Raw genomic sequence first — 24,162 nt, 5'->3', positions numbered from 1 at the left:
CTGACTTTTCTTTCACCTCATCGCGCATCGCGGGTTACACTGGCCGCTTGTTCGCCACCGACCGGGTTAATTCGCCGCCGCGATGAGAGTGCCACGCCAGCTACAGCAACGCTTTACCGCCTGCATCGCCATTATGGCGGTGCTGTTGCTGTTTGTGGCGCCGGTGGTGTCGAAATCGCTGATGCACCACCCGATGATGGGCGGCATGGCGCAACCGGACGCCGCTATGCCGCACGACATGCACGCGATGGCGATGCCCGCCGCCGAGCATGCCGGCCACCACGGCATGGATCCTGCGGAGATGATTTTCTGCGGCTATTGCGAGCTGCTGATCCACGTGCCGCTGCTGCTGTGGGCATTCGTCCCGCTGCTGTGGCTGATGACGCGCATCGCGCGCCTGCCTTGCGCGCCGCACATCGTTTCTCCGCCCATTCGGCGCCTGACTCTGCGGCCGAGCCCGCGCGGGCCGCCCGGCCAACCGTTTTTCCCTATTGCTTGATCATGGGTAACGCCGTCCGTATCGCTGCGGACGGTTTGCCTGCGCGCACAGTTTGAAAAACGAGAAAGGCCATGTCTTCAATAACCAAAACTCCACCTGCCGCATCGCCGCGTGGCGCGATGCTGAACCTGATCAGACGGCTGCATTTTTATATCGGCCTGCTGGTCGCTCCTTTTATTCTGGTCGCTGCATTGACCGGCACGCTGTATGTGTTGACGCCGCAGCTTGAAGAGGCGCTGTATCGCGATGCGCTTTTCACCGAACCGCACGGGCAGGCGAGATCGCTGGCTGACCAGATAGCCGCCGCCCGCCGCGCGGTGGGTGACGAGGCGCGCATTTACGCCGTGCGCCCGGCACCCGGCGCAATGGACACCACGCGCGTACAGTTCGCGGGCGCCGATCTGGGCGCTTCCGAGTCGCGCGCGCTGTTTGTCGATCCTTATACCCTGGCGATCAAGGGCGATATGACGGTGTACGGCACCTCCGGCGTGCTGCCGCTGCGCACCTGGCTGGATAAGTTGCACAGCAGCCTGCTGCTCGGCGATCTGGGGCGCAACTACAGCGAGCTGGCGGCCTCCTGGCTGTGGGTGGCCGCGCTGGGCGGCGTGGCGCTGTGGCTGGCGACGCGGCCGAAGCGCAAGCTGAAAAGGGCGAAAGGGGGCTTCGCCGCCAGCCGCCATTGGCATATCACGCTGGGCGTGGCGTTGCTGGCCGGGCTGCTGTTCTTCTCGGCTACCGGGCTGACCTGGTCGCAGTGGGCCGGCGGCAACATCGACGCGCTGCGGGCCAACCTGGGCTGGCTGACGCCGCAGGTCAACACCAGCTTGCAGGCCGATGCGCCGCAGACGCCGGCCGATCCGCACGCCGAGCACCGCGGGATGATGCCGGGCATGAAGATGGGCCCTGCCGCGCAGAGCAATGCGCTGAACGGCGACTGGGATCGGGCGTTGCACGCTGCACGCGCCGCCGGAATAGATGCCGCCAAGGTCGAGCTGCGCCAGCCGAAAGGCGAGGGCAAAGCCTGGACGGTGACCGAAGTGGATCGCAGCTGGCCGACGCAGGTGGACGCGGTTGCCATCGCACCGCAAAGCTTCGCCGTCGTCGATCAGGTGCGGTTCGACACCTTCCCACTCATCGCCAAGCTGACCCGCTGGGGCATCGACGCCCACATGGGCATTCTGTTCGGCTTGCCGAATCAGCTGCTGCTGGCGGCGTTCGGCCTTGGGCTGTGCTTGATGGTCGCGTTGGGTTACCGCATGTGGTGGAGTCGCCGCCCGGCGGCGGGGGCGCAGCATCCGGTGCATACGCTGATTGCCGCCTGGCTGGCGCTTTCCCTGCCGGCGCGTGCCGTCACGCTGCTGGTTGCAGCCGTACTGGGTTATTGCCTGCCGGTGATGGGCGTGAGCCTCGCGGCGTTGCTGCTGGTGGACGTGTGGCGCTGGCGCGGCCAACGGCAAGGCCTTCGGGACGAAACGCCGGAAGCGGCCGCCCGCCGCGCCGAGGTGCGCAAGTTTCGCGCGGCGGTGGCGACCGTGGCGGTGGCGGTCGGCTGCGTGATGGGCCGAGCGATCCTCGGCGGCACCGTCGAGCAATTCCAACTGCCGATCGGCACCTGGAGTGCCCAGATGGTGATCATGCAGAGCCTGATGGTGCTGCTGTATACGCTGGTGTTCACCCTGCTGCTTTCCATTCCGCTGTGGTATTTCTTCCTGGGGGAGAAAGAGGGGCGGTGAGGTAGCGTCCGGCATGCCTGCGGGCATGCCGGATATTTGGGAATGGGGCTTAAGCGCGTATCATCTTGGTCAGGCAGGATAATCAGCGAGAACTCGACCACTGAATCCCTCTCCTGTGACGATTCCAGCGTATCGATAGTGGCCAAGGTGGTGTTGTCTTTCCCCGCCAGCAGGCTGGCCATCACGCTTTTGCTGCTGCCATCGGGGCCGGTGACTTCAAGGAACAGTTGCCAGTCATAACAGTTCGCCAGCATTATAAACAACGCCGTGAGAATACGCTCCTGCTTGTCGTGATTGCCCCGGCAGCCTGCGTCAGCCACTGCCAGAAATGCGGCCCATGGCCAGCCAGGTTTTCCCCGGTGCGTGGCGGGGTGTATTTCGCGCTGTTGACGGTGCGCAGCCAGTGTTCTTGCTGGTGGGCGCCGAACTGCCCGTTGAGGGTATCGAATACCCCGTTACGAACGCCTATCAACCGGCGGGGCGGATCGTCCATCTGTGGCATCATCAGCTTGAGGATGTCCCAAATGCTGTTGATACCAGCAGTGGAGAACAGTTCGGGCACCTTCTGGAACTGCGCGGTAATCTCCCGGCTCAGTTGCCTGTGTGGTAGTACTTACCACAATGGTCACGTATGTAGTGAAATAGATCTTCCCCTACTGGCGTTACTGCAGGGTGTTACGTAGTGTTCGGCTAGCTCGCTGGCGCTCATGAAGTTGAATTTAGCGACTCGATGAGGCAATAAGGTGTGATTTCACAGGAATGCGTAATTCAAATCCAATGAATAAAACTTGAAAACCCTTTAGTGATATTGATTATTATTTGCATTGGAGTGCTGCACCTGTAATGCTACCATCCTAAAGCCATATAACTTTGAAAAGGACAAGTAGGATGCAAACAAGAGCTGTACTGTCAACTTAAAATACTACCGTTTCCAGTGAGAAAAGAACGGAAACTGCAACCAATGTGCTCAAAAGTTGGACTAAACATGGGTTGAGTGCTATCGATGATGATCTAAATAAATAGTATCATTAAAGCGTGGATTGAAAATATGCTTAAATTTATATTAATTACTGCTCTTTGCATCACATCAGTAGGGTGTGCGGATAGTAAAAAAAATAAACTTGTATATGTAAGCGAAGATCTTCAATTTATTTTGGATAAAAAATGTATTGTGGAAATATCACCGATTGAAAAGAGTGCGGAAAATAATTATGCCTTAGCCATAAGATTGAAAAATGACACGGCGTGTGCAAATAAACTCAATATGCTAATTTCTAAAAGTGTTGGCAGGGATTTATTCATCTACTATAATTCAAATTTAGTTATGAAATCCCATGTGGCTAGTAGCCTAAATACTGAAAATGGATATAGACAAATGATGCCAGATAAAAAAATCCTTAATGATGTTTTGTCGTCATATAATGAGTTGTAAATATATCTCAAGTGCTTGAGCCACCAAGATATGGTGGCTTCGTTCAACTAACCTGCTATTTCTCTGGAAATTCAAAGGTGACAGTTACAGGGTTTGAATGTGACTTTACCCTGATGTAAGTATTTCCGATTCCTGTGGCTTTTATTGTGTATGATCCTGGTCCCATTGTGTTAATGGTTTTCATTCTACTATGTTCCGGGTATTTTATCTCCACATCAAAAGATGACTCCATATTCGATGAAGGATTAAAATTGACGGTATAGACGTTAGGGGAATTTTCGTTAGCAAAGGAGTTTAATAACTCAATCCACTCACTCCACACACCAGGCGCAGCAATGACGCGTTTGTGTTGAATTGGACCGATGTAAGGCACGGTACAAACGCCGTTATTTCTTGCGTCGCGGGCTTTTTGCAGTCCTTTCATCACTTCAGCTTTGTTTATTCTCCGAAGTGGTGCAAACTTTGTTCTATAGACTTTTTTAGCTTCTTCCACGTTCCCACTTTTCAGGGAATTAATGAGATTTTGGTAGTCTCTGCTATTTTTGATATAGGGACAATTCTTTTCCCCACAAATGATGCAGATATTATTTTCCAGTGCTTCTTTCACTTCTTCAGGAAACCAGTCAGATATCGAGCTGGGGTTTAATTTGAGGTCGTTCCATTCCCATGCATTGGTTACATGACTCCAACTGGTATTGGCTTCGGGCGGCTTACCTCCGTTACAGTTGAAGCCATCATAGGTTACCTTGTTGTTATGTGGGGTTCCACTCATAGCGCTTTCCTTTTTGCGATTAAATAGCTTGTGCAGAAATCTGTATGTACAACCAGTACTTTACTCTGTCGATACCGTTACAGCGATTGACCCGTGTTGTGCCATTGCTCCCACAACATCGCCACTGTATGCATGTCAGCGCATGGAGGCGGCAGCTGAGTTGCAAGAGAGCGTCAACAGATCAGAATCGTCAGTCGCGTGGTGTTAGCGGGCCGCCAACGAGGGTGTTAGGCCTCCAAATAACCGCCAACTTCACCATGAACACAAAAATCGATGTTACAGTTCAAGGGGCGTGTTCACTAAGTAATCAGAAATGATGACAAAACATAGGAGTACGATGGGATGAAGACAGTGCTGCTCGGCCTCGCGGAGAATACTGATGATTTGTTCGTCGGAAAAACGCTTCTTCATGGGGATGTCCTCATGTGGCTCATGAAGACATGACTAACATCATGGTGTATTAATCAATGGGGCAGGTCAATTTAGCTTGGTATTATTGATTTTTGCAAAAACAAAAAAGCCCGCAACCGAAGTTGTGGGCTTTTTCGCTATTATCGCCGGGTCTATCTGGTTCACTGGCGACGTATTTGGTGGAGCTGGGGGGATTTGAACCCCCGTCCGAAATTACTACACCGTCGGCACTACATGCTTAGTCCAATCTTTACATTCGCCGGCCAGCTGCGGATGGACACGCTACTGACAGACTAGCCTGATTGAGTTTAACGCTTCAGCCCCAGGCAGGACATCCACGCGATCTCTTTTGGGTTTGACCTCTCTTGATCCCCGTCCTAAGAGCGGAGGCTAGGGAGAGAGGGCTCTAAGCAGGGTATTAAGCTGCTAAAGCGTAGTTTTCGTCGTTTGCGACTATTTTTTTGCGGCTTTTTACGAGGCCAACCGCCCCTCGGCATGCTCCTAGGGCTTCGCAAATCCCGTCGAATCCAGAATCAGCCCCAAGTAACTTTGTGCAGTATACCAGAAGTTTACTTCGATAAGCCAGCGGCTTAACGATTGGCGTGCTTCATGATACGGGCTTTCGCCGTCTGCCATTCGCGATCTTTGATGTCATCGCGTTTGTCGTGCTCTTTCTTGCCTTTGGCTACGCCGATCTTGATCTTGCTCCAGGCATTTTTCCAATACAGGGACAAGGCCACCACGGTGTAGCCATCGCGGTTGACGCGGCCGAGCAGGGTGTCCAGCTCGCGTCGTTTCAGCAGCAGTTTACGGGTACGCGTCGGATCGCACACCACATGCGACGAAGCCACGTTGAGCGGGGTGATGGTGGCGCCAAACAGATAGGCTTCACCGTCACGGAACGTCACGTAGCTGTCGCTGAGGTTGGCTTTGCCTGCACGCAGCGATTTAACTTCCCACCCTTGCAGCGACAGGCCCGCCTCGAACTCTTCTTCAATGAAGTATTCGAAACGCGCGCGCTTGTTTTGAGCAATGGTGGCGGAACCGGGTTTGTGTGCTTTTTTCTTTGTCATAGTGCGTTCATTATACTGGATGCTTCAGCGAAAGAAATCCTTTCCCGTTCAGCACCTGCGCAATTTTTCGCATTTTTGGCGCCCCCATCCCTTAGCAGATTTTTTGTTTGCCGCCAGATAAATGGTATTATCTGTACGTTTTATGTCTCACAGGAAATGATATGCCCCAGATCAGTCGGTCTGCGTTAGTGCCGTTCAGCGCCGAGCAGATGTATCAGTTGGTTAACGATGTTCATTCTTATCCCGATTTTCTGCCAGGCTGCACCGGCAGCCGGGTGCTTAATGCTACCAACAATGAAATGACCGCCGCGGTGGACGTCGCCAAGGCCGGTATCAGCAAGACCTTCACCACGCGCAATACGCTGCTGGATAACCAGAGCATCAATATGCAACTGGTCGATGGCCCGTTCCGCAAGCTGATGGGCGGCTGGCAGTTCACGCCGCTGAGCGAAGAGGCCTGCAAGGTGGAGCTGCACCTGGACTTCGAGTTCACCAATAAACTGATTGAGCTGGCGTTCGGCAAGGTGTTCAAAGAGCTGGCGGGCAGCATGGTGCAGGCATTCACCCAGCGGGCGAAAGAGGTCTACAGTGTCTGACATCCAGGTCGAGGTGGTGTACGCCTTGCCGGAGCGTCAGTACCTGCGCAAGGTGAAACTGGCCGAGGGCAGCAGCGTCGAGCAGGCGATCCAGGCTTCGGGCCTGCTGGAGCTGCGCCAGGATATCGATCTTAAGAGCAATAAAATCGGCATCTACAGCCGCCCGGCCAAGCTGGGCGATACGCTGAACGACGGCGACCGGGTGGAGATCTACCGGCCGCTGATAGCCGATCCGAAAGAGCTGCGCCGGCAACGGGCAGAAAAAGCAAAAAAATAAGGCGCTTATAGCGCCTTATTTTTTTATCTGAAACTGATTTTCTCTTCCGCGTTGCAGCCTGCGACTGTCATGAGGCACATCATGCCCCCTCATGGGCCGGAAGAGCGGGCGGCGCCGATTACTTGGTCAGCGCCGGTTTGTTCTGGATATCGGTCAACACGCCTGCGCTGTCGAAGGTCAGCGTCAGCGTCTGCTGGGTGATGTCTTCATGGCCAGGCTGCTGGCGGAACACATAGAACCACGTCTGAGTCCCGAACGGGTCTTGCAGCATTGGGGTGCCCAATGTGTAAGCGACCTGTTGCTGGGTCATCCCTTTCTGAATTTTCGCCACGTCGGTCGACGTCAGGTAGTTCCCCTGGTTGATGTCAGGACGATAAACCACCTTTTCAAAAGTAGAACAGCCTGCAGTCAGCATCACAAAAACTACAGCGGCGGCAGTCAGCGTTTTACAGCGCATAGTAATCACATTCCTTTAGGGCATAGGATGCCGATGATAATAGACCTTGCGGCAGTTGGAAACCTTTATACCCTTCATCTTTCAAGTTGCGACGCGTTGGCTTTCTTTCAGCACCTCAAGCGCTTGGCCTGTTTCAGGCCGTTGAGGAAGCTTAAGATCACCGCCGCGCCGCACTTTAGATATCTTTCGGGTCAACAGCGTCACTGTCAGACCGCAGGAAAGTGAAAAAGTTGAGCTTTTTTATGCCGCCAGCAGTTCTTTGGCGTTCGCCAGCGTATTGCGAGTGACTTCGCTGCCGCCGAGTAGGCGCGCCAGCTCCTGCAGCCGGGCGCGCTTATCCAGCGGCGCCATCTGGGTTTCGGTGACCGTGCCGTCGGTCTGCTTGCTGACGAACAGGTGCTGATGCCCGCATCCGGCTACCTGCGGCAGGTGAGTCACGCACATCACCTGGGTGGATTCGCCGAGCTGGCGCAGCAGGCGGCCGACGATGGCGGCGGTCGGGCCGCTGATGCCCACGTCCACCTCATCGAAGATCAGCGCCGGGGTTTCCATCTTGCGGGCGGTGATCACCTGAATGGCCAGCGCGATGCGCGACAGCTCACCGCCGGAGGCCACCTTCGCCAGCGGCTGCAGCGGCTGCCCCGGGTTGGTGGAGACGCAGAACTCGGTGCGGCTGGCCCCTTCGGCGCTCAGATGCTGCGGTTCGAAGCGCACATCGATGTTGAACTTGCCGTGCGGCATGGAGAGCGCCTGCATGCTGTCAGTGATGAGCGTGGTCAGCTCGGCGGCGTAATGCAGGCGTTTCTGATGCAGCTGCTCCGCCAGCGCCAGCGCCTGCTGGTGATGCAGGGTGACCGCCTCGTTCAGGTGCTCATGGTCGCTTTCCTGCTGTGAAAGCAGCTGTTGTTCATCCAGCAACTGCTGATGCAGCTGCGGTAGCTCTTCCGGTGCAACCTGGTGTTTGCGCGCCAGGCTGATTTGGCGCGACAGGCGCTGTTCCAGCTCGTGCAGGCGATTGGGATCGAGATCCATGCGATCGGCGTAGTGGCGCAGCTCGTCGCTGGCTTCGCTGATCTGGATAGAGGCCTCTTCCAGCATGTCCAGCAGGCCGCTGAGTTTGTCGTCCAGCCCGGCCAGTTCAAGTAGCAGGTGCTTGGCGCTGTAGAGCTGGCTGAGCATGTTGTTCTCGTCGCTGTCGGCCAGCAGCTGCAGCGTCTGCTGGCTGAGGGTCAGCAGCTGGCCGCTGTTGGCCAGGCGCTTGTACTCGGCGTCGGTCTGTTCGAACTCGCCGGCCTGCGGCGCGAATTCGTTCAGCTCTTTCAATTGGTATTGCAGCAGCTGCTTGCGTGCTTCGCGCTCGATGGACTGCTGCTGATGGTGCGCCAGCTCGCGGCAGCTCTGGTGCCAGCGTTGGTAGGCCTGGCTCATCGCCGCCAGCAGGGCGGGTTCGTCGGCGTAGGCGTCGAGCAGCGCTTTTTGGTGCTCCGGCTTGAGCAGCAGCTGATGGGCGTGTTGACCGTGGATTTGGATCAGGCGTTGCCCCAGCTCGCGCAGCTGCGACAGCGGCACGGCGGTGCCGTTGATAAAGCCGCGCGAACGGCCGTCGGCGTTGATCACGCGGCGCAGCAGGCATTCGTTGCTGTCGTCCAGCTGGTTCTGTTCCAGCCATTCGCGCGCGGACGGGGTGTCCGCCAGCGAGAAGCGGGCGCAGATGTCGGCGCGGGCGGCTCCCAGGCGCACCACGTTGCCGTCGGCGCGGTTGCCGAGGCATAGCCCCAGCGCATCGATGGCGATGGATTTGCCGGCGCCGGTTTCACCGGTGATCGCCGTCATACCCGGTTGAAAATCGATTTCCAACTCACGAACGATAGCAAAGTTGCTGATGGTTAATTGCGCCAGCATGGGAACCTTCCTGTGTATAAACACATAACTGTAGTTTCATACAGTATAAACTGGTTTTATATACAGTAAAGTGGCCGGCGCAGATTTTAGAACAATTTTTTCGACCAGCCCAGCTTGGTGCTTAACGTGTTGAAATAGCTGTAGTCCTTCGGGTGAATCAGATTCAGGTGGAAATCGCTGCGGCGGATCAGCACTTCTTCGCCTTCCTGGATAGGCAGCGCGATCTGGCTGTCGCAGCTGATCTCCAGATCGCTGCCGATCTGCGAAAACTTCAGGCGGATGGTGCTGTCGCCGTTGATCACCAGCGGCCGGGCGGAGAGAGTGTGCGGGAACATCGGCACCAGCGCGATCGCCTCCAGCGATGGGGTGAGGATCGGCCCGCCGGCGGAGAGCGAGTAGGCGGTGGAGCCGGTCGGCGTGGCGATGATCAGGCCGTCGGAGCGCTGCGAGAAGGCGAAGCGATCGTCGATGTACACTTCGAATTCGATCATGTGCGCCACTTTGCCGGGGTGCAGCACCACTTCGTTGATGGCGGTGCTGATGCGGCACTGCTGGTGCTCTTTATGCACGATGGTTTCCAGCAGGAAACGCTGTTCGTCGATGTATTCGCCTTCCAGCACGTCCGCCAGCTGCTGCAGGGCGTTGTCGGGATCGAGATCGGTGAGGAAGCCGAGGTTGCCGCGGTTGACCCCGATCACCTTGATGTCGTAACGCGCCAGCACGCGCGCGGCGCCGAGCATGTTGCCGTCGCCGCCGACCACCACCGCCAGATCGGCGCGCTGGCCGATATCCGCCAGGCTGCCGGTCACGGCGTCTTTCAGCCCCAAATCATGGGCGATCTGGCGTTCGACCATCACCGAATAGCCGCGGGCGACCAGCCAGTGGAACAGCATCTCGTGGGTTGCCAGCGCTGAAGGGTGACGCGGGTGGCCAACAATGCCAATACAGGCGAATTTTTTATTCATTTGTTGTGATTTTCCTCACCGGGACCCGTTTATGCCCCACATTGTGACCGGTTGACTTGAAACCCCGGTTTTGATCCCCATAATAAGCCAAGTTGCGAGATTAATGCTAAAACGCGGAGATATTCATGAGTAGTAAAGAACAGAAGACGCCAAACGAGCAAGTCTCGGAAGAAATGGAACAACACGCTCATCACGATGATACGCTGCCGGAAGCGGCGGAAGGCGTCGATCTGCGCGATGCGCGTATCGCCGAACTGGAAGCCCAACTGGCGGAAGCTCAGCAGCATGAGCGCGACAGCCTGCTGCGCGCCAAAGCGGAAGCGGAAAACATCCGCCGCCGCGCCGAACTGGACGTCGAGAAAGCGCACAAGTTCGCCCTGGAGAAATTCTCCGGCGATCTGCTGCCGGTGATCGACAACCTGGAGCGCGCGCTGGATCTGGCGGATAAAAACAACCCGGAACTGGCCGCGATGATCGAAGGCATCGAGCTGACGCTGAAATCGCTGCTGGACGTGGTGCGCAAGTACGGCATCGAAATCGTCGGCGACGTCAACGTGCCGTTCAACCCGGAAGTGCATCAGGCGATGAGCATGATGGAATCCGCCGATCATCAACCGAACCACGTGATGATGGTGATGCAGAAAGGCTATACGCTGAACGGCCGCCTGCTGCGTCCGGCGATGGTTGCAGTCTCCAAAGCCAAGGCGTAATCGCCCCGGCAACGCATAAAGAAAGGCACCCGAGGGTGCCTTTTTTGTCTCTGTACTACGCCTGCGGCAGGCGCGGCATCCAGTCGATCGGCGTGAGCCCCTGCTGCTCCAGCAGCTGATTGGCCTGCGAGAAGTGACGGCAGCCGAGGAAACCACGGTGCGCGGAGAGCGGCGACGGGTGCGGCGCCTTCAGCACATGGTGGCGGTTGCGGTCGATAAAGTTGCCTTTCTTCTGCGCGTGCGAGCCCCACAGCAGGAACACCACGCCTTCACGGTTCTCGTTCAGGGCGGCGATCACTTTATCGGTAAAGGTTTCCCAGCCCAGGTTGGCGTGCGAGTGCGCGCGGCCGCCTTCCACCGTCAGCACGGTGTTGAGCAGCAGCACCCCCTGTTCGGCCCAGCTTTGCAGGTAGCCGTGATCCGGGCGTTCGAAGCCGGGAATGTCGGTCGCCAGCTCTTTATACATGTTCACCAGCGACGGCGGCGCCGGCACGCCGGGGCGCACCGAGAAAGAGAGGCCGTGCGCCTGATTGGGGCCGTGATACGGATCCTGGCCGAGGATGACGACCTTGACGTCCGCCAGCTCGGTATAGCGGAAAGCGTTGAACACGTCCTTCTGCGGTGGATAAATGGTCTTACCGGCCTGGCGTTCAGCGGCAACAAAGGCGAGCGTTTCAACAAAATAGGGCTGCTCTTTCTCTTTGCCGATCACGTCATGCCAGGTGAGGGAGGTGGCCATAAACGCTCTCCTTTGTTTTCTTTAGCAATTCATGGCCTATAGCTTACCGTTTCGGCACGCGCAGCGAAACCCGCTTTTCATTTCTCGCCGCCGTGTCCTATGCAATTATTTTTGAAAATTTACAAAAATAATTGGTTTTTGCCGCAGTGGGAAAATTGATATAAAACATAAATTTGCCCCTTCATGCCCTGTGCCTACCCGGTAAAAATTGACTTTAATCAAGGAACTGGCCCGGTCAGGCTGGTATACAGAACAACAAGACAACAATGGTTTTACCAAATGGCCGAAACCAGAATTGGGTTTTCTCACGACGTGAATTTTTACGCCCTTGTACGGAGGCAACATAATGATTACCGGTATTCAAATTACCAAAGCGAACGACCAGGCGCTGGTGAATTCTTTCTGGCTGCTGGACGATGAAAAAGCGGAAGCTCGCTGCGTGTGCGCCAAGGCCAACTACGCGGAAGATCAGGTTGTCGCGGTGAGCGACCTGGGCCAGATCGAATACCGTGAAGTGCCGCTGGAACTGCAGCCGACCGTGCGCGTGGAAGGCGGTCAGCACCTGAACGTCAACGTGCTGCGTCGCGAAACCCTGGAAGACGCGGTCAAGCACCCGGAAAAATACCCGCAGCTGACCATCCGCGTGTCCGGCTATGCGGTGCGCTTCAACTCCCTGACGCCGGAACAGCAGCGCGACGTTATCGCCCGCACCTTTACCGAAAGCCTGTAATTTGCGGCGCAGTCAATCAGGGAGCTTCGGCTCCCTTTCTGGCGTTTGGCGGCCGAAAACCGAACGTGGATCACATTCTGTACAAAGATAAGCATTTCTAATACAGAACTCATCCGACCTGCCGATAGCTAAATCAGCACCTATTCAGGTGCTCAATAAAAAGTCTATCGACAAGGAGTCGGCATGAGTATGCCTTTAAGTTTTACCTCTGCAGTATCCCCGGTGGCCGCGATCCCTACGCCTCGCGCCGCTGCCGAGACGGCGACGGCGGCGCAGCCTGCGGCAGCGCCGGCAAATCCGGCGCCGGTGGCTTCTCCCTCTCAGAACACGCTCAATGCGCAGAATCTGTTGAATACGCTGGTCGGCGATATCTCAGCGGCGGCACCGACGGCGGCGGCAGCGCCGGGCGTGACGCGGGGGCAGCAATCGCAGGAGGGGGATTATGCGTTGGCGCTGTTGGCCAAGGACGTTTACTCACTCACTGGCCAGGGTGCCGCCGGGTTCAACCGCCTGAGCGACAGCGCGCTGCTCGGTTTCGGCATCGATCCCGCCAGCCTGCACGACGTGGGCAGCGGTTTCCAGGCTGGGATTTACAGCAACGACAAGCAGTATGTGTTGGCGTTCGCCGGCACCAACGACTGGCGCGATTGGCTGAGCAACGTGCGGCAGGCGACGGGCTATGACGATGTGCAGTACAATCAGGCGGTTGCCGCTGCCAAAAGCGCCAAGGCGGCCTTCGGCGATGCGCTGGTGATCGCCGGCCATTCGCTTGGCGGCGGTCTGGCGGCCACGGCCGCGCTGGCGACCGGCACCGTCGCGGTCACCTTCAACGCGGCCGGGGTCTCGGATTACACCCTGAATCGCCTGGGCATCGATCCGGCGGCGGCGAAGAAAGATGCCGAAGCCGGCGGTATTCGCCGTTACAGCGAACAATATGACATGCTGACCAGCACCCAGGAATCGACCTCGCTGATCCCGGACGCCATCGGCCACAACATCACCCTGGCCAACAACGATACCCTGACCGGCATCGATGACTGGCGGCCGAGCAAGCATCTGGATCGCAGCCTGACGGCGCACGGCATCGACAAGGTGATAAGCTCGATGGCGGAACAAAAGCCGTGGGAGGCGAAGGCCAATGCCTGAAGGGCGTCGCTTGCGACGGGCGCTGGCGATAGCCTTACTGGCGCTGGTCGCGGTGACCGGTTTACTGATGATGGCTAAGGAGCAACAGATGGGGCAGGAGATTTCGCCGTTTGACGGCCACAGCAATCTGGCGCTGGCTCAGGCGGTGGCGCGCGGCGATACCCAGGGTATCCATGCGCAGGCCACGCAGGATCGCTTGCGCGAGCGGGGCGATCGGCAGGTCACGCTGTTGCAGTGGGCGGTGCTTTCGCAGCAGCCGGATAGCGTGCAGGCGTTGCTGGATCTCGGCGCCGACCCGGCGGCGGCGGGGCTGGACGGTAACAGCGCGCTGCACACCGCGGCGATGCTGCAAGACGCGCAGTACCTGCGGTTGTTGCTGGCCAAAGGGGCGCAGGTGAACGTGCGCAATGCCGTTACCGGCGCGACGCCGCTTGCGGCGGCGGTGCTGGCCGGGCGTGAAGAGCAACTGCGGATGTTGCTGGCGGCCGGGGCGGACACCACCTTGAGCGACCGGCTGGGGGATACCCCGCTGCATCTGGCGGCGAAGATTAACGCGCCGCACCTGGCGCTACTGCTGTTGCAGGCCGGGGCCGATGCCCGGGCGCGCAACCAGCAGGGCGTCGCGTTCCAGTTTTACTTCTCGCAAACGCCGGCGCATTTGCAGAATGACGAGTTGAAGGCACAGTTCCGCGAACTGGATAAATGGCTGCAGGGGCACCGTCTGGCCACGCACTACGCGCAGCCGTAAACGCCCATAAAAAAACCGCCTGTACAGGCGGTTTTTTCTTAGGCAGCGGGGGTTATTCCGCGTCGCCGGCCGGTTTGGCCTTCGCCTGACGGCGTTTGCCGACGTTTTTGGCGTCGCGATGGCGCACTTTCACCTTGGCCTTTTCTTTGTTCTTCGCTTTATCTTCCGCGCGTTTGGCCAGTACTTTCTTCGACGGCTTGCCGTTGCTCTTCTCGTTCGGCACCTTGGTTTTTGGCCGCAGTTCGTCGATCACGCGCGCTTTCAGCGGCTCGTTCAGGTAACGGCCCACTTTGCCCAGCAGCAGATGGTCGTGCGCTTCCACCAGCGAAATGGCGGTGCCTTTGCGCCCGGCGCGGCCGGTACGGCCGATGCGGTGCAGGTAGGTGTCCGCCGTGCGCGGCATGTCGAAGTTGAACACGTGGGTGATATCGAGGATATCCAGACCGCGTGCGGCAACGTCGGTGGCGACCAGCACGTTAACCCGGCCATCCATCATGCGTTTGACCGCTTCGTTGCGTTTGGCCTGCACCATTTCGCCTTCGAGATAGCAGGTGTTGATACCCGCTTCGCGCAGCCAGGTGGCCAGCTCGTGCACGCGCTCGCGTTTGCGCACGAAGATCACCGATTTCTGCACGTCCGGCTGCTTCAGCAGGTGGATCAGCAGCGCGGTTTTGTGCTGCACGTCATCGGCGCGGTAGTACCACTGCAGGATCTTTTTGCGTTCGCGGCGCGACGGATCGGCTTCCACTTCCACCGGCTCTTTCAGGATGCGCTCGGCGAATTCGCGAATTGCTTCGCCTTCCAGCGTGGCGGAGAACAGCAGCGTCTGGTTGCGCCAGCGGGTTTCGGCGGAGATGGTTTCGATGTCCTGCGCGAAGCCCATGTCGAGCATGCGGTCGGCTTCGTCGAGGATCAGGGTTTCCACCGCGCGGCAGTCGAAGTTCTCTTCTTTAATGTATTGCAGCAAACGGCCGGTGGTGGCGACCACCACGTCCTGGTTTTCGCTGAACACTTCCGCGTGGTTCATGTAAGCGACGCCGCCGGTGATGGTGGCGATATCCAGCGAGGTATGAGCAGCCAATTCGCGCGCCTGATCGGCGACCTGCATCGCCAGTTCACGCGTTGGCGTCAGGATCAGTACGCGCGGCGGGCCGGATTTCTTGCGTGGGAAGTCCAGCAGGTGCTGCAACACGGGCAGCAGGAAGGCGGCGGTTTTGCCGGTGCCGGTCGGAGCCGAACCTAAGACGTCGCGCCCGTCCATCGCCGGCGGGATCGCAGCGGCCTGAATGGCGGTGGGGCGATCGTAGCCTTTGTCGCGCAGCGCGTCGATCAGGCGATCATCGAGTTCGAGTTCGGAAAAAGTGGTTGCTGTCATGGTCTACCTCTACTTGGGGCGCCGATTATAGACGGGTTGGCCGCGATCTTCACCTATTTAAGCGGAAAGCCGCTCTTTTCCCGTCGATCAGATTGCCTTATGCTACGCCAGTTTTATAGCCAGGTGGTGAGTGTGAGCAAGCGATCGAAAGCCGATTTTACCCCGCGCCGCGGGGGTTTTACCTTTAAACAATTCTTTGTCGCCCACGATCGTTGCGCCATGAAAGTGGGCACCGACGGGGTGCTGCTCGGCGCCTGGGCGCCGCTGGGGCAGGCGCGCCGGGTGCTGGACATCGGCAGCGGCAGCGGGCTGATCGCGCTGATGCTGGCGCAGCGCAGCGGCGACGAAGTGACCATTGACGCGGTGGAGCTGGATGAAGCCGCCGCCGGCCAGGCGCGCGAAAATGCGGCGGAGTCGCCGTGGCCGCAGCGCATCCGCGTGCATGCGCAGGATATTCACCATTATGCGCAGCAGCATGCCGCTGAGTATGATCTGATCGTCAGTAATCCGCCTTATTTCGAGCCGGCGGTGGCCTGCCGCGACCAGGCGCGCCACAACGCGCGTTACACCGAAACCCTGACGCACGATGCGCTGTTGGCCTGTGCGGCACAGCTGCTGGCGGAACAGGGAACGTTCTGCGTGGTGCTGCCGCATGACATCGGCGCCGAATTCGAACGTCTGGCGCAGCAAAGCGGCTGGCAGACGGCGGCGAAAGTGAACGTCAGCGATCGGGCCGATACGCCGCTGCACCGGGTGCTGCTGGCGCTGACGCGGCGGGAAACGCCGCTGCGGGAGCAGGCGCTGGCGATCAAGCAGGCCGATGGCAGCTATACCGACGATTTCCGCCGGTTGATCGCCGACTTCTACCTGTTCTACTGAAAAGAAAAGGGCGCCGATTAGGCGCCCTGTCGCAGAGTTTAAGGCTGCAAAATGGTCGGCAGCGCTTCCGGCAGCAGATCCGGATAGTCCAGCGTGTAGTGCAGGCCGCGGCTCTCTTTGCGCGCCATGGCGCTGCGCACGATAAGCTCGGCCACCTGCACCAGATTGCGCAGCTCCAGCAGGTTGTTGGAGATGCGAAAGTGAGCGTAGTACTCGTCGATTTCCGCCTGCAGCGTGTTGATGCGGCGCAGGGCGCGTTCCAACCGCTTGGTGGTGCGCACGATGCCGACGTAATCCCACATGAACAGCCGCAGCTCGTGCCAGTTGTGCTGAATCACCACCCGTTCGTCCGCATCGTCCACCCGGCTTTCATCCCAGTGCGGCACCTGTTTGGCCTGCTGAATAAACGGCAGGCGCTGCAGAATGTCTTCCGCCGCCGACCAACCGTACACCAGGCACTCCAGCAGCGAATTCGACGCCATGCGGTTGGCGCCGTGCAGGCCGGTATAGCTGACCTCGCCGATGGCGTACAGCCCGTCGAGATCGGTGCGGCCGTGCTGATCGACCATCACGCCGCCGCAGGTGTAATGCGCCGCCGGGACGATCGGGATCGGTTGCCGGGTCAGATCGAAGCCCAGCGTCAGCAGCTTCTCGTGGATCATCGGGAAGTGCTGGGTGATGAACTCCGCCGGCTTGTGGCTGATGTCCAGGTACATGCAGTCGGCGCCCAGGCGCTTCATTTCATGGTCGATGGCGCGGGCGACGATATCGCGCGGGGCCAGTTCGCCGCGCGGGTCAAAATCGGGCATAAAGCGGCTGCCGTCCGGGCGCTTCAGGTAAGCCCCTTCGCCGCGCAGCGCTTCGGTCAGCAGGAAGTTGCGCGCCTGAGGATGGAACAGGCAGGTCGGGTGGAACTGGTTGAACTCCAGGTTGGCGACCCGGCAGCCGGCGCGCCAGGCCATGGCGATGCCGTCGCCGGAGGAGATGTCCGGGTTGGTGGTGTATTGGTATACCTTGGCTGCGCCGCCGGTGGCCAACACCACCGTTTTGGCGCGGTAGGTTTCCACCCGCTCCAGCTCGCGGTTCCAGACGTAAGCGCCCACCACTCGGCGCGTGCCCGGCAGGCCGATTTTGTTCGAGGTAATGAGGTCAACCGCGTTGCGGCGCTCCATCACGCAAATATTGGGGTGAGCGCTTGCTTTCCCCACCAGCGTGGTCTCTACTTCCTTACCGGTAGCATCCGCCGCGTGCAGGATGCGGCGATGGCTGTGGCCGCCTTCGCGCGTGAGGTGATAATGCTCCTCGCCCTGCGCGTTGACCTCGGTGTCGAACAGCACGCCCTGATCGATCAGCCACTGCACGCAGTGGCGCGCGTTGCCTGCGATGAATTCGACGGCCTCTTTGTCGCACAGGCCGGCGCCGGCAATCAAAGTGTCATCAACGTGTGAGGCAATGCTGTCCGTCTCATCGAACACCGCGGCGATCCCGCCCTGGGCGTAAAAGGTGGCGCCCTCGCTGAGCGGCCCCTTGCTGAGAACGGTAACCTTGCAATGCTGCGCCAGGCGCAGCGCCAGTGACAGGCCCGCAGCGCCGCTGCCGACGATCAGTACATCGCTAACATGTTCAGATGATGGTTGCATAACGTATGATGTGTGCAGAAGAAGAGTGAATTTCATGTTAGCCTAACTGTCCGGGCAAAAGCCACGGATAGGGCGACATCAACAGAAAAAACAATGGCGATATGGAACTTCGTGTTCTATATGAACTCCAAGCGAGTGCTTGCTCAGGAAAATAATGTATGGCTGGCAGTACAATTTTACGCGTGGAGACGGATTTGGGGAGAGTTTACCTCGGATGAGCGAGCAGTTAACGGATCAAGTTCTGGTCGAGCGGGTCCAAAAGGGCGATCAGAAATCGTTTAACCTACTGGTAGTGCGCTATCAGCATAAGGTGGCGAGTCTCGTTTCCCGCTATGTGCCGCAGGGCGATGTGCCCGATGTGGTGCAGGAGTCGTTTATCAAGGCCTATCGCGCACTGGAATCGTTCCGTGGCGACAGCGCTTTTTATACCTGGTTGTATCGAATCGCCGTGAACACGGCAAAGAATTATCTGGTTGCTCAGGGGCGCCGTCCGCCATCCAGTGATGTGGACGCCAACGATGCGGAAAATTACGAAAGTGCGGGCGCACTGAAAGAAATTTCGAACCCTGAGAACTTAATGTTGTCAGAAGAGCTGAGACAGATAGTTTTCCGTACCATTGAGTCGCTCCCTGAGGATCTTCGCATGGCGATTACCCTGCGGGAGTTGGATGGTCTAAGCTACGAAGAGATAGCTGCCATCATGGATTGCCCGGTCGGAACCGTACGTTCGCGTATTTTCCGCGCCCGGGAAGCTATCGATAATAAAGTTCAACCGCTGATCCAGCGTTAGCAATGGCGGGCACAGGAAGGGTACTTAGGCATGCAGAAAGAAAAGCTTTCCGCTCTGATGGATGGTGAATCGTTCGACAGCGAGCTGTTGAGTTCTCTGTCGCAAGATCGAACGCTTCAACAAAGCTGGCAGAGCTATCACCTGATACGTGACACACTGCGAGGTGATGTCGGGCAAGTGATGCATCTCGACATCGCCGATCGCGTAGCCGCTGCACTTGAGAAAGAACCCGCCCGGCTGGTGCCTTCCGCCGTTCAGGAATCTCAGCCGCAGCCTCACACCTGGCAGAAAATGCCGTTCTGGGACAAAGTGCGTCCTTGGGCGAGCCAGATTACGCAAATCGGTATGGCGGCCTGCGTGTCTCTGGCGGTGATCGTCGGCGTACAGCACTATAACCAGCCTACTGCGCCATCGAACGCGTCCGAATCGCCGGCCTTCACCACGCTGCCGATCATGGGCCAGGCCTCACCGGTCAGCCTGGGCGTCCCGGCCGACAGCTTCTCCACCGGCAGCGGCCAACAGCAGCAGGTGCAGGAACAGCGCAAGCGTATCAACGCCATGCTGCAGGACTATGAACTGCAACGTCGCCTGCATTCGGATCAGCTGCAGCTTGAACAAAGCAACCCGCAACAGGCTGCCATTCAAGTTCCCGGAACTCAGTCTTTAGGAATGCAACAGCAGTAATGAAGCAAATCTGGTTCTCCGTTTGTTTATTGACGGGCAGCCTGCTCTATTCCAGCATCGCCCCGGCGCAGCCAACTGCGTCCGGGGCGTTATTGCAACAGATGAGCAGCGCCAGCCGTTCTCTCAATTACGAGCTCGCCTACATCAGCATCAGCAAGCAGGGAATCGAGTCGTTGCGCTATCGCCATGCGGTGATCGGCAACGTGCCGCTCGGCCAGCTGTTGCATATGGACGGCCCGCGCCGCGAGGTGTTGCAGCGCGGCGGCGGGATCAGCTACTTCGAGCCTGGCCTGGAGCCGTTCACGCTCACCGGCGATCACATCGTCGATGCGCTGCCGGCGATCGTCTATGCCGATTTCACCCGTCTGGCCAAGTACTACGACTTCATCTCCGTGGGCAGCACCCGCATCGCCGATCGGCCGTGTGAAGTGCTGCGCGTGGTGGCGCGCGACGGTTCCCGCTACAGCTACATCGTCTGGATGGACGAGGACACCAAGCTGCCGCTGCGGGTGGATCTGCTCGATCGCGACGGCGAAACGCTGGAGCAATATCGGGTGATCTCCTTCGCGGTCGGCGCCGACGTGCAGGGCGCGATGCAGGGGCTGCTCAAAGCCAACCTGCCGCCGCTGCTGTCGCTGCCGGCGGTGGAAAACGTCCAGCTCAGCTGGAGCACCGGCTGGCTGCCGGCCGGGGTGGACGAGGTGGCGCGCAATCGCCGCAAATTGCCGAACGTCGCAGTGCCGGTTGAATCCCGGCTTTACAGCGACGGTCTGTTCAGCTTCTCGGTCAACGTCAGCCCGGCGGGCAGCGGAGCCGGGCAGCAGTATTACCGTCAGGGGCGCCGCACCATTCAGACCGAAGTGCGTGCGGGCAACGAAATCACTATCGTGGGCGAATTGCCGCCGGCTACGGCCAAGCGCATCGCCGACAGCATTTCTTTCAAGGTATCGCCGTAATGATGAAAGAGTGGGCCACGGTGGTTTCGTGGCAACAGGGCGTAGCGCTGCTGCGCTGTGAACCCAAGGCCGGCTGCGGCAGCTGCACCGCGCGATCCGGCTGCGGCGCGCGTGCGCTGAACGAGCTGGTGCCGGAAACCGAGCATCAGCTGCAGGTGCATATCGAGCAGCCGCTTGAACCGGGGCAGCGCGTTGAGGTCGGCATTGCGGAAGGCAGCCTGCTGCGCTCCGCCATGCTGGTTTACCTGACGCCGCTGCTGGGCATGATGCTGGGTGGCACGTTGCTGCAATACTGTTTCGGCAGCGACGCCTCGGCGGCAGTCGGCGCCGTACTGGGCGGCGGGGCGGCCTTTATGCTGGCGCGCCGGTTGGCCCGGCGCCTGGGCGAGCAGGCCGATTACCAGCCGGTGGTGTTGCAGATTGGGTTGCCGCCTACCGCGATGCGCATGCAGGCGGAAAACTCCCCGCTGATTTAAATCGACGGCCGCGTCATCGCCGGGTTGTGATAGGCGGGGATGCGGTTGTGGATCATATGCTCCAACAGCGCGATGAACAGATCGGCGCTGAGCAGCGAATCGTAGTTAATCGCGAACAGCACATTTCCCTGGCCGTCGAGCAAACGGATGCCGCGCTGCGGATGGTTTTCCAACGCGCGGATCTGCTCGATCGGCACGTTTCCCCGTTCCGTGGTCAGCAAGGTGGCGCTCAGCCGCAGCGTTTCGGTCGGTGTGCCTTGCCGCTTGCCGAACAGTAGCTGCCATAGCCAGCGCGCGTCGCCCTCAACGGTGTGAAACGACACCGTCTCTCCCTGATAGAGCGCATTCAACGCCAGCGGCCCACGCTGCTGCAGCTGTTGGTCGACGATCACGTCCGCCAGCCGCCACGAATGGGCGATATTGCTGAAAACCGTGCACCAGGGCTGATCCGCGCCGGCGCGGAACGCCGTGACGTCAAACAGCCCGCCAAAAGCCTTGCCGCCGCGAAAGCGATAGATGTCGCCGATCTTCTCAAACGGGATGAAACGCTCTTTGTGATGGTGGCCGTCAAAGACCCGCACGCCGTGCTCGTACAGGCGATAGGTCAGCGTCGGACGCAGATAATGCCGTAGCGCCAGCAGCGTACAGCCGAGTAAAACCGTGCCCGCGCCGGCCTGCAACAGCGTGATGACCTCGCTCTCGTCAATGCTGCTCAGCAGCGGCAGCACCAACAGCGCCGCCCCCACGCTAAACAGCAGCGCCGCCGCCGCCAGAATGCCCCAGTTGACCTTCGAAAAATCGTGCCGGCTCAGCATTTGCCCTTTATCGATCATATGCACCTTCCAATCAACGTACGCAGATATGCTGCCGAACCCCGGTGGGCTGCCGATGTAGTGCCCTGAATAATGTTTTGTCGCGGAGTTCATGCCCTTTCTATCCGAGGGGCGGTGGTGGCGTATATGGGGTTTTTCCTAAAGGAAGTGAGGCAAAGTTGAATTCTAAGAGCTTGATCCAAATATTCTTTTTCTATAATTTCAGAAGGGGTTTATTGCGCGGCGGTCGGTTATGTATTAGCGCCGGAGTTTGATGGCCACGGATCGCCTGCAAACCTTGGGTTCAGGCCGTATCTCCCGTGTTAACATCTGTTTTCACCCGCCGGAGTGCCCTGTAACATTTAGCGGCGCATAATAGAATGCCTTCACTGCACCGATCGCTAGGTTTTCAGTGGTGTGGCATGTAGAATGCAGCGATTCAGGTGCAAGACGGCCTCACCCATTCACTGTCGCTTTAGGTCCATGCGGGTTTCTATAGGCGAGTAATTCAGAAATACCAAGGCAGAAAAACTTTTATAATGAAGCATATACGAAATTTCTCCATTATTGCCCATATTGACCACGGTAAGTCGACGCTGTCTGACCGCATTATCCAAATCTGCGGTGGCTTGTCCGACCGTGAAATGGCCGCGCAGGTGCTCGATTCCATGGATCTGGAGCGCGAGCGCGGCATCACCATTAAAGCGCAGAGCGTGACGCTGGATTATAAAGCGCTGGATGGGCAGACCTATCAACTCAACTTTATCGACACCCCCGGCCACGTTGACTTCTCCTATGAAGTTTCCCGCTCGCTGGCGGCCTGCGAAGGCGCGCTGCTGGTGGTAGACGCCGGTCAGGGCGTAGAAGCCCAGACGCTGGCCAACTGCTACACCGCGATCGAAATGGATCTGGAAGTGGTGCCGGTGCTGAACAAAATCGACCTGCCGGCCGCCGATCCTGATCGCGCCGCGCAGGAAATCGAAGACATCGTCGGCATCGACGCTACCGATGCGGTGCGCTGCTCGGCCAAAACCGGCGTCGGCGTGCCCGAGGTGCTGGAGCGCCTGGTGCGCGACATCCCGCCGCCGCAGGGCGATCCGGATGCGCCGCTGCAGGCGCTGATCATCGACTCCTGGTTCGATAACTACCTGGGCGTCGTGTCTCTGGTGCGCGTCAAGAACGGGACGCTGCGCAAGGGCGACAAGATCAAGGTCATGAGCACCGGCCAGGTATACAACGCCGATCGTTTGGGCATCTTCACGCCGAAGCAGGTCGATCGCGACGTGCTGAACTGCGGCGAAGTGGGCTGGCTGGTCTGTGCGATCAAAGACATCCTCGGCGCGCCGGTGGGCGATACCCTGACGCAGGCGCGTCAGCCGGCGGATAAAGCGCTGCCGGGCTTCAAGAAAGTGAAGCCGCAGGTGTACGCCGGTCTGTTCCCGATCAGCTCAGACGACTATGAATCTTTCCGCGATGCGCTGGGCAAGCTGAGCCTTAACGACGCTTCCCTGTTCTACGAACCGGAAAGCTCCACCGCGCTGGGGTTCGGCTTCCGCTGCGGCTTCCTCGGCCTGCTGCACATGGAGATCATTCAGGAGCGTCTGGAGCGTGAATACGATCTGGATCTGATCACCACCGCGCCGACGGTAGTCTACGAAGTGGAAACCACCGGCAAAGAAGTGATCTACGTCGACAGCCCGTCCAAGCTGCCGCCGTTGAACAACATCCAGGAACTGCGCGAGCCGATCGCCGAATGTCACATGCTGATGCCGCAGGAATACCTGGGTAACGTCATCACCCTGTGCGTTGAGAAGCGCGGCGTGCAGACCAACATGGTCTACCACGGCAACCAGGTGGCGTTGACCTATGAAATCCCGATGGCGGAAGTGGTGCTCGACTTCTTCGACCGTCTGAAGTCCACGTCGCGCGGTTATGCGTCGCTGGATTACAACTTCAAGCGCTTCCAGGCCTCCGACATGGTGCGCGTGGATGTGCTGATCAACAACGAGCGCGTGGATGCGCTGGCGCTGATCACCCACCGCGACAACTCGCAGTACCGTGGCCGTGAATTGGTGGAGAAGATGAAAGAGCTGATCCCGCGTCAGCAGTTCGACATCGCGATTCAGGCGGCGATCGGCACGCACATCATCGCGCGTTCCACCGTGAAGCAGTTGCGTAAAAACGTGCTGGCGAAATGCTACGGCGGTGACGTCAGCCGTAAGAAAAAGCTGCTGCAGAAACAGAAAGACGGTAAGAAACGCATGAAGCAGGTCGGCAACGTCGAGCTGCCGCAGGAAGCGTTCCTGGCCATTCTGCACGTCGGTAAAGACGGCAAGTAACCGCGACGAGTTCGCGAAACG

General features: G+C 58.6%; 24 protein-coding genes, 1 other RNA gene and 1 pseudogene. 15 read left to right on the top strand and 11 right to left on the bottom strand.

What is annotated here, in order from left to right; genetic code table 11:
* Positions 1–82 precede the first annotated feature (82 nt).
* Complete coding sequence (locus tag ACUTSC_RS20260; protein WP_445653522.1) at positions 83–499, top strand: DUF2946 domain-containing protein; 417 nt, start codon at positions 83–85, stop codon at positions 497–499.
* A gap of 71 nt (positions 500–570) precedes the next feature.
* Positions 571–2,232, top strand: a complete 1,662-nt coding sequence (locus tag ACUTSC_RS20255; RefSeq protein WP_197768820.1) for a DUF2534 family protein — start codon at positions 571–573, stop codon at positions 2,230–2,232.
* A gap of 62 nt (positions 2,233–2,294) precedes the next feature.
* On the opposite strand, the pseudogene ACUTSC_RS20250 reads toward ACUTSC_RS20255, so the two are convergent.
* A pseudogene (locus ACUTSC_RS20250) lies at positions 2,295–2,956 on the bottom strand (DNA primase); the annotation flags it as partial.
* Between the two features lie 324 nt (positions 2,957–3,280).
* Here ACUTSC_RS20250 and ACUTSC_RS20245 point away from each other — a divergent pair.
* The gene (locus ACUTSC_RS20245) at positions 3,281–3,664 is read left to right on the top strand and encodes a hypothetical protein (RefSeq protein ID WP_197768819.1); all 384 of its coding nucleotides are present in this window, start codon (positions 3,281–3,283) and stop codon (positions 3,662–3,664) included.
* A gap of 55 nt (positions 3,665–3,719) precedes the next feature.
* Here the strand turns inward: ACUTSC_RS20245 and ACUTSC_RS20240 are convergent, their stop codons facing one another.
* The 3 genes from ACUTSC_RS20240 to smpB form a co-directional block, all read right to left on the bottom strand.
* Positions 3,720–4,436 carry a colicin Z family toxin gene (locus ACUTSC_RS20240; protein WP_197768818.1) on the bottom strand — a complete coding sequence of 239 codons (717 nt, stop codon included), beginning with the start codon at positions 4,434–4,436 and terminating at the stop codon, positions 3,720–3,722.
* Positions 4,437–5,024: 588 nt separating this feature from the next.
* Positions 5,025–5,388: a transfer-messenger RNA gene (gene ssrA / locus ACUTSC_RS20235) on the bottom strand.
* 49 nt (positions 5,389–5,437) lie between these two features.
* Positions 5,438–5,920 (bottom strand): SsrA-binding protein SmpB, encoded by a 483-nt coding sequence (smpB, locus tag ACUTSC_RS20230; RefSeq protein ID WP_033654311.1) that lies wholly within the window; start codon positions 5,918–5,920, stop codon positions 5,438–5,440.
* A gap of 161 nt (positions 5,921–6,081) precedes the next feature.
* On the opposite strand from smpB, the gene ACUTSC_RS20225 reads away from it, so the two are divergent.
* Complete coding sequence (locus ACUTSC_RS20225) at positions 6,082–6,516, top strand: type II toxin-antitoxin system RatA family toxin (protein ID WP_060423847.1); 435 nt, start codon at positions 6,082–6,084, stop codon at positions 6,514–6,516.
* On the top strand, positions 6,509–6,793 hold the full coding sequence (locus tag ACUTSC_RS20220; RefSeq protein WP_004929098.1) for an RnfH family protein: 285 nt from the start codon (positions 6,509–6,511) through the stop codon (positions 6,791–6,793). Before ACUTSC_RS20225 ends, ACUTSC_RS20220 begins: the two co-directional genes overlap by 8 nt.
* A gap of 118 nt (positions 6,794–6,911) precedes the next feature.
* Here ACUTSC_RS20220 and bamE read toward each other — a convergent pair whose 3' ends face one another.
* From bamE to nadK, 3 genes are all read right to left on the bottom strand, one after another.
* Entirely contained in the window at positions 6,912–7,250 is a 339-nt protein-coding gene (bamE, locus tag ACUTSC_RS20215) for an outer membrane protein assembly factor BamE (RefSeq protein WP_044030646.1), read from the bottom strand.
* Positions 7,251–7,490: 240 nt separating this feature from the next.
* Complete coding sequence (gene recN / locus ACUTSC_RS20210) at positions 7,491–9,152, bottom strand: DNA repair protein RecN (protein ID WP_038870807.1); 1,662 nt, start codon at positions 9,150–9,152, stop codon at positions 7,491–7,493.
* A gap of 86 nt (positions 9,153–9,238) precedes the next feature.
* The gene (gene nadK / locus ACUTSC_RS20205) at positions 9,239–10,117 is read right to left on the bottom strand and encodes an NAD(+) kinase (RefSeq protein WP_019452304.1); all 879 of its coding nucleotides are present in this window, start codon (positions 10,115–10,117) and stop codon (positions 9,239–9,241) included.
* A gap of 125 nt (positions 10,118–10,242) precedes the next feature.
* On the opposite strand from nadK, the gene grpE reads away from it, so the two are divergent.
* Positions 10,243–10,827: a nucleotide exchange factor GrpE gene (grpE, locus tag ACUTSC_RS20200; protein ID WP_025303955.1), complete on the top strand. Its 585-nt coding sequence runs from the start codon at positions 10,243–10,245 to the stop codon at positions 10,825–10,827.
* A 55-nt stretch (positions 10,828–10,882) separates the two neighbouring features.
* On the opposite strand, the gene ung is transcribed toward grpE, so the two are convergent.
* Positions 10,883–11,566 carry a uracil-DNA glycosylase gene (ung, locus tag ACUTSC_RS20195; protein ID WP_033635636.1) on the bottom strand — a complete coding sequence of 228 codons (684 nt, stop codon included), beginning with the start codon at positions 11,564–11,566 and terminating at the stop codon, positions 10,883–10,885.
* Positions 11,567–11,912: 346 nt separating this feature from the next.
* On the opposite strand from ung, the gene grcA reads away from it, so the two are divergent.
* The 3 genes from grcA to ACUTSC_RS20180 all read left to right on the top strand — a co-directional run bounded on the left by grcA (position 11,913) and on the right by ACUTSC_RS20180 (position 14,190).
* Complete coding sequence (gene grcA, locus ACUTSC_RS20190; RefSeq protein WP_063990610.1) at positions 11,913–12,296, top strand: autonomous glycyl radical cofactor GrcA; 384 nt, start codon at positions 11,913–11,915, stop codon at positions 12,294–12,296.
* 183 nt (positions 12,297–12,479) lie between these two features.
* Positions 12,480–13,442, top strand: coding sequence for a DUF2974 domain-containing protein (locus tag ACUTSC_RS20185; protein ID WP_141959979.1), 963 nt, complete (start codon positions 12,480–12,482; stop codon positions 13,440–13,442).
* A complete protein-coding gene (locus ACUTSC_RS20180) occupies positions 13,435–14,190 on the top strand; it encodes an ankyrin repeat domain-containing protein (RefSeq protein ID WP_069101105.1) in 756 nt (251 codons plus the stop codon). The genes ACUTSC_RS20185 and ACUTSC_RS20180 overlap by 8 nt, the downstream gene beginning before the upstream one ends.
* A 52-nt stretch (positions 14,191–14,242) precedes the next feature.
* On the opposite strand, the gene srmB is transcribed toward ACUTSC_RS20180, so the two are convergent.
* Positions 14,243–15,565: an ATP-dependent RNA helicase SrmB gene (gene srmB, locus ACUTSC_RS20175; RefSeq protein WP_016929798.1), complete on the bottom strand. Its 1,323-nt coding sequence runs from the start codon at positions 15,563–15,565 to the stop codon at positions 14,243–14,245.
* Between the two features lie 99 nt (positions 15,566–15,664).
* On the opposite strand from srmB, the gene trmN reads away from it, so the two are divergent.
* Positions 15,665–16,444 (top strand): tRNA(1)(Val) (adenine(37)-N(6))-methyltransferase TrmN, encoded by a 780-nt coding sequence (gene trmN, locus ACUTSC_RS20170; RefSeq protein ID WP_060441112.1) that lies wholly within the window; start codon positions 15,665–15,667, stop codon positions 16,442–16,444.
* Positions 16,445–16,482: 38 nt separating this feature from the next.
* On the opposite strand, the gene nadB is transcribed toward trmN, so the two are convergent.
* The gene (nadB, locus tag ACUTSC_RS20165) at positions 16,483–18,084 is read right to left on the bottom strand and encodes an L-aspartate oxidase (RefSeq protein WP_019452310.1); all 1,602 of its coding nucleotides are present in this window, start codon (positions 18,082–18,084) and stop codon (positions 16,483–16,485) included.
* 214 nt (positions 18,085–18,298) lie between these two features.
* On the opposite strand from nadB, the gene rpoE reads away from it, so the two are divergent.
* From rpoE to rseC, 4 genes are read left to right on the top strand one after another with little or no spacing between them, the layout of a single operon-like run.
* The gene (rpoE, locus tag ACUTSC_RS20160; protein WP_004929136.1) at positions 18,299–18,874 is read left to right on the top strand and encodes an RNA polymerase sigma factor RpoE; all 576 of its coding nucleotides are present in this window, start codon (positions 18,299–18,301) and stop codon (positions 18,872–18,874) included.
* 30 nt (positions 18,875–18,904) lie between these two features.
* Complete coding sequence (rseA, locus tag ACUTSC_RS20155; RefSeq protein WP_197768817.1) at positions 18,905–19,558, top strand: anti-sigma-E factor RseA; 654 nt, start codon at positions 18,905–18,907, stop codon at positions 19,556–19,558.
* Entirely contained in the window at positions 19,558–20,514 is a 957-nt protein-coding gene (gene rseB / locus ACUTSC_RS20150; protein ID WP_025303948.1) for a sigma-E factor regulatory protein RseB, read from the top strand. The genes rseA and rseB overlap by 1 nt, the downstream gene beginning before the upstream one ends.
* Entirely contained in the window at positions 20,514–20,990 is a 477-nt protein-coding gene (gene rseC / locus ACUTSC_RS20145; RefSeq protein ID WP_025303947.1) for a SoxR-reducing system protein RseC, read from the top strand. The genes rseB and rseC overlap by 1 nt, the downstream gene beginning before the upstream one ends.
* Here the strand turns inward: rseC and ACUTSC_RS20140 are convergent.
* Positions 20,987–21,823 (bottom strand): hypothetical protein, encoded by an 837-nt coding sequence (locus ACUTSC_RS20140; protein WP_197768816.1) that lies wholly within the window; start codon positions 21,821–21,823, stop codon positions 20,987–20,989. The genes rseC and ACUTSC_RS20140 overlap by 4 nt on opposite strands.
* Positions 21,824–22,341: 518 nt before the next feature.
* Between ACUTSC_RS20140 and lepA the strand changes: the two genes are divergently transcribed.
* Positions 22,342–24,141, top strand: a complete 1,800-nt coding sequence (lepA, locus tag ACUTSC_RS20135; protein ID WP_060423862.1) for a translation elongation factor 4 — start codon at positions 22,342–22,344, stop codon at positions 24,139–24,141.
* Positions 24,142–24,162 lie beyond the last annotated feature (21 nt).

The sequence above is a fragment of the Serratia sp. TSA_105.2 genome, assembly GCF_052692115.1.
Note: the sequence above shows the minus strand (reverse complement) of the source record. Positions and strands in the feature narration are given on the sequence as shown.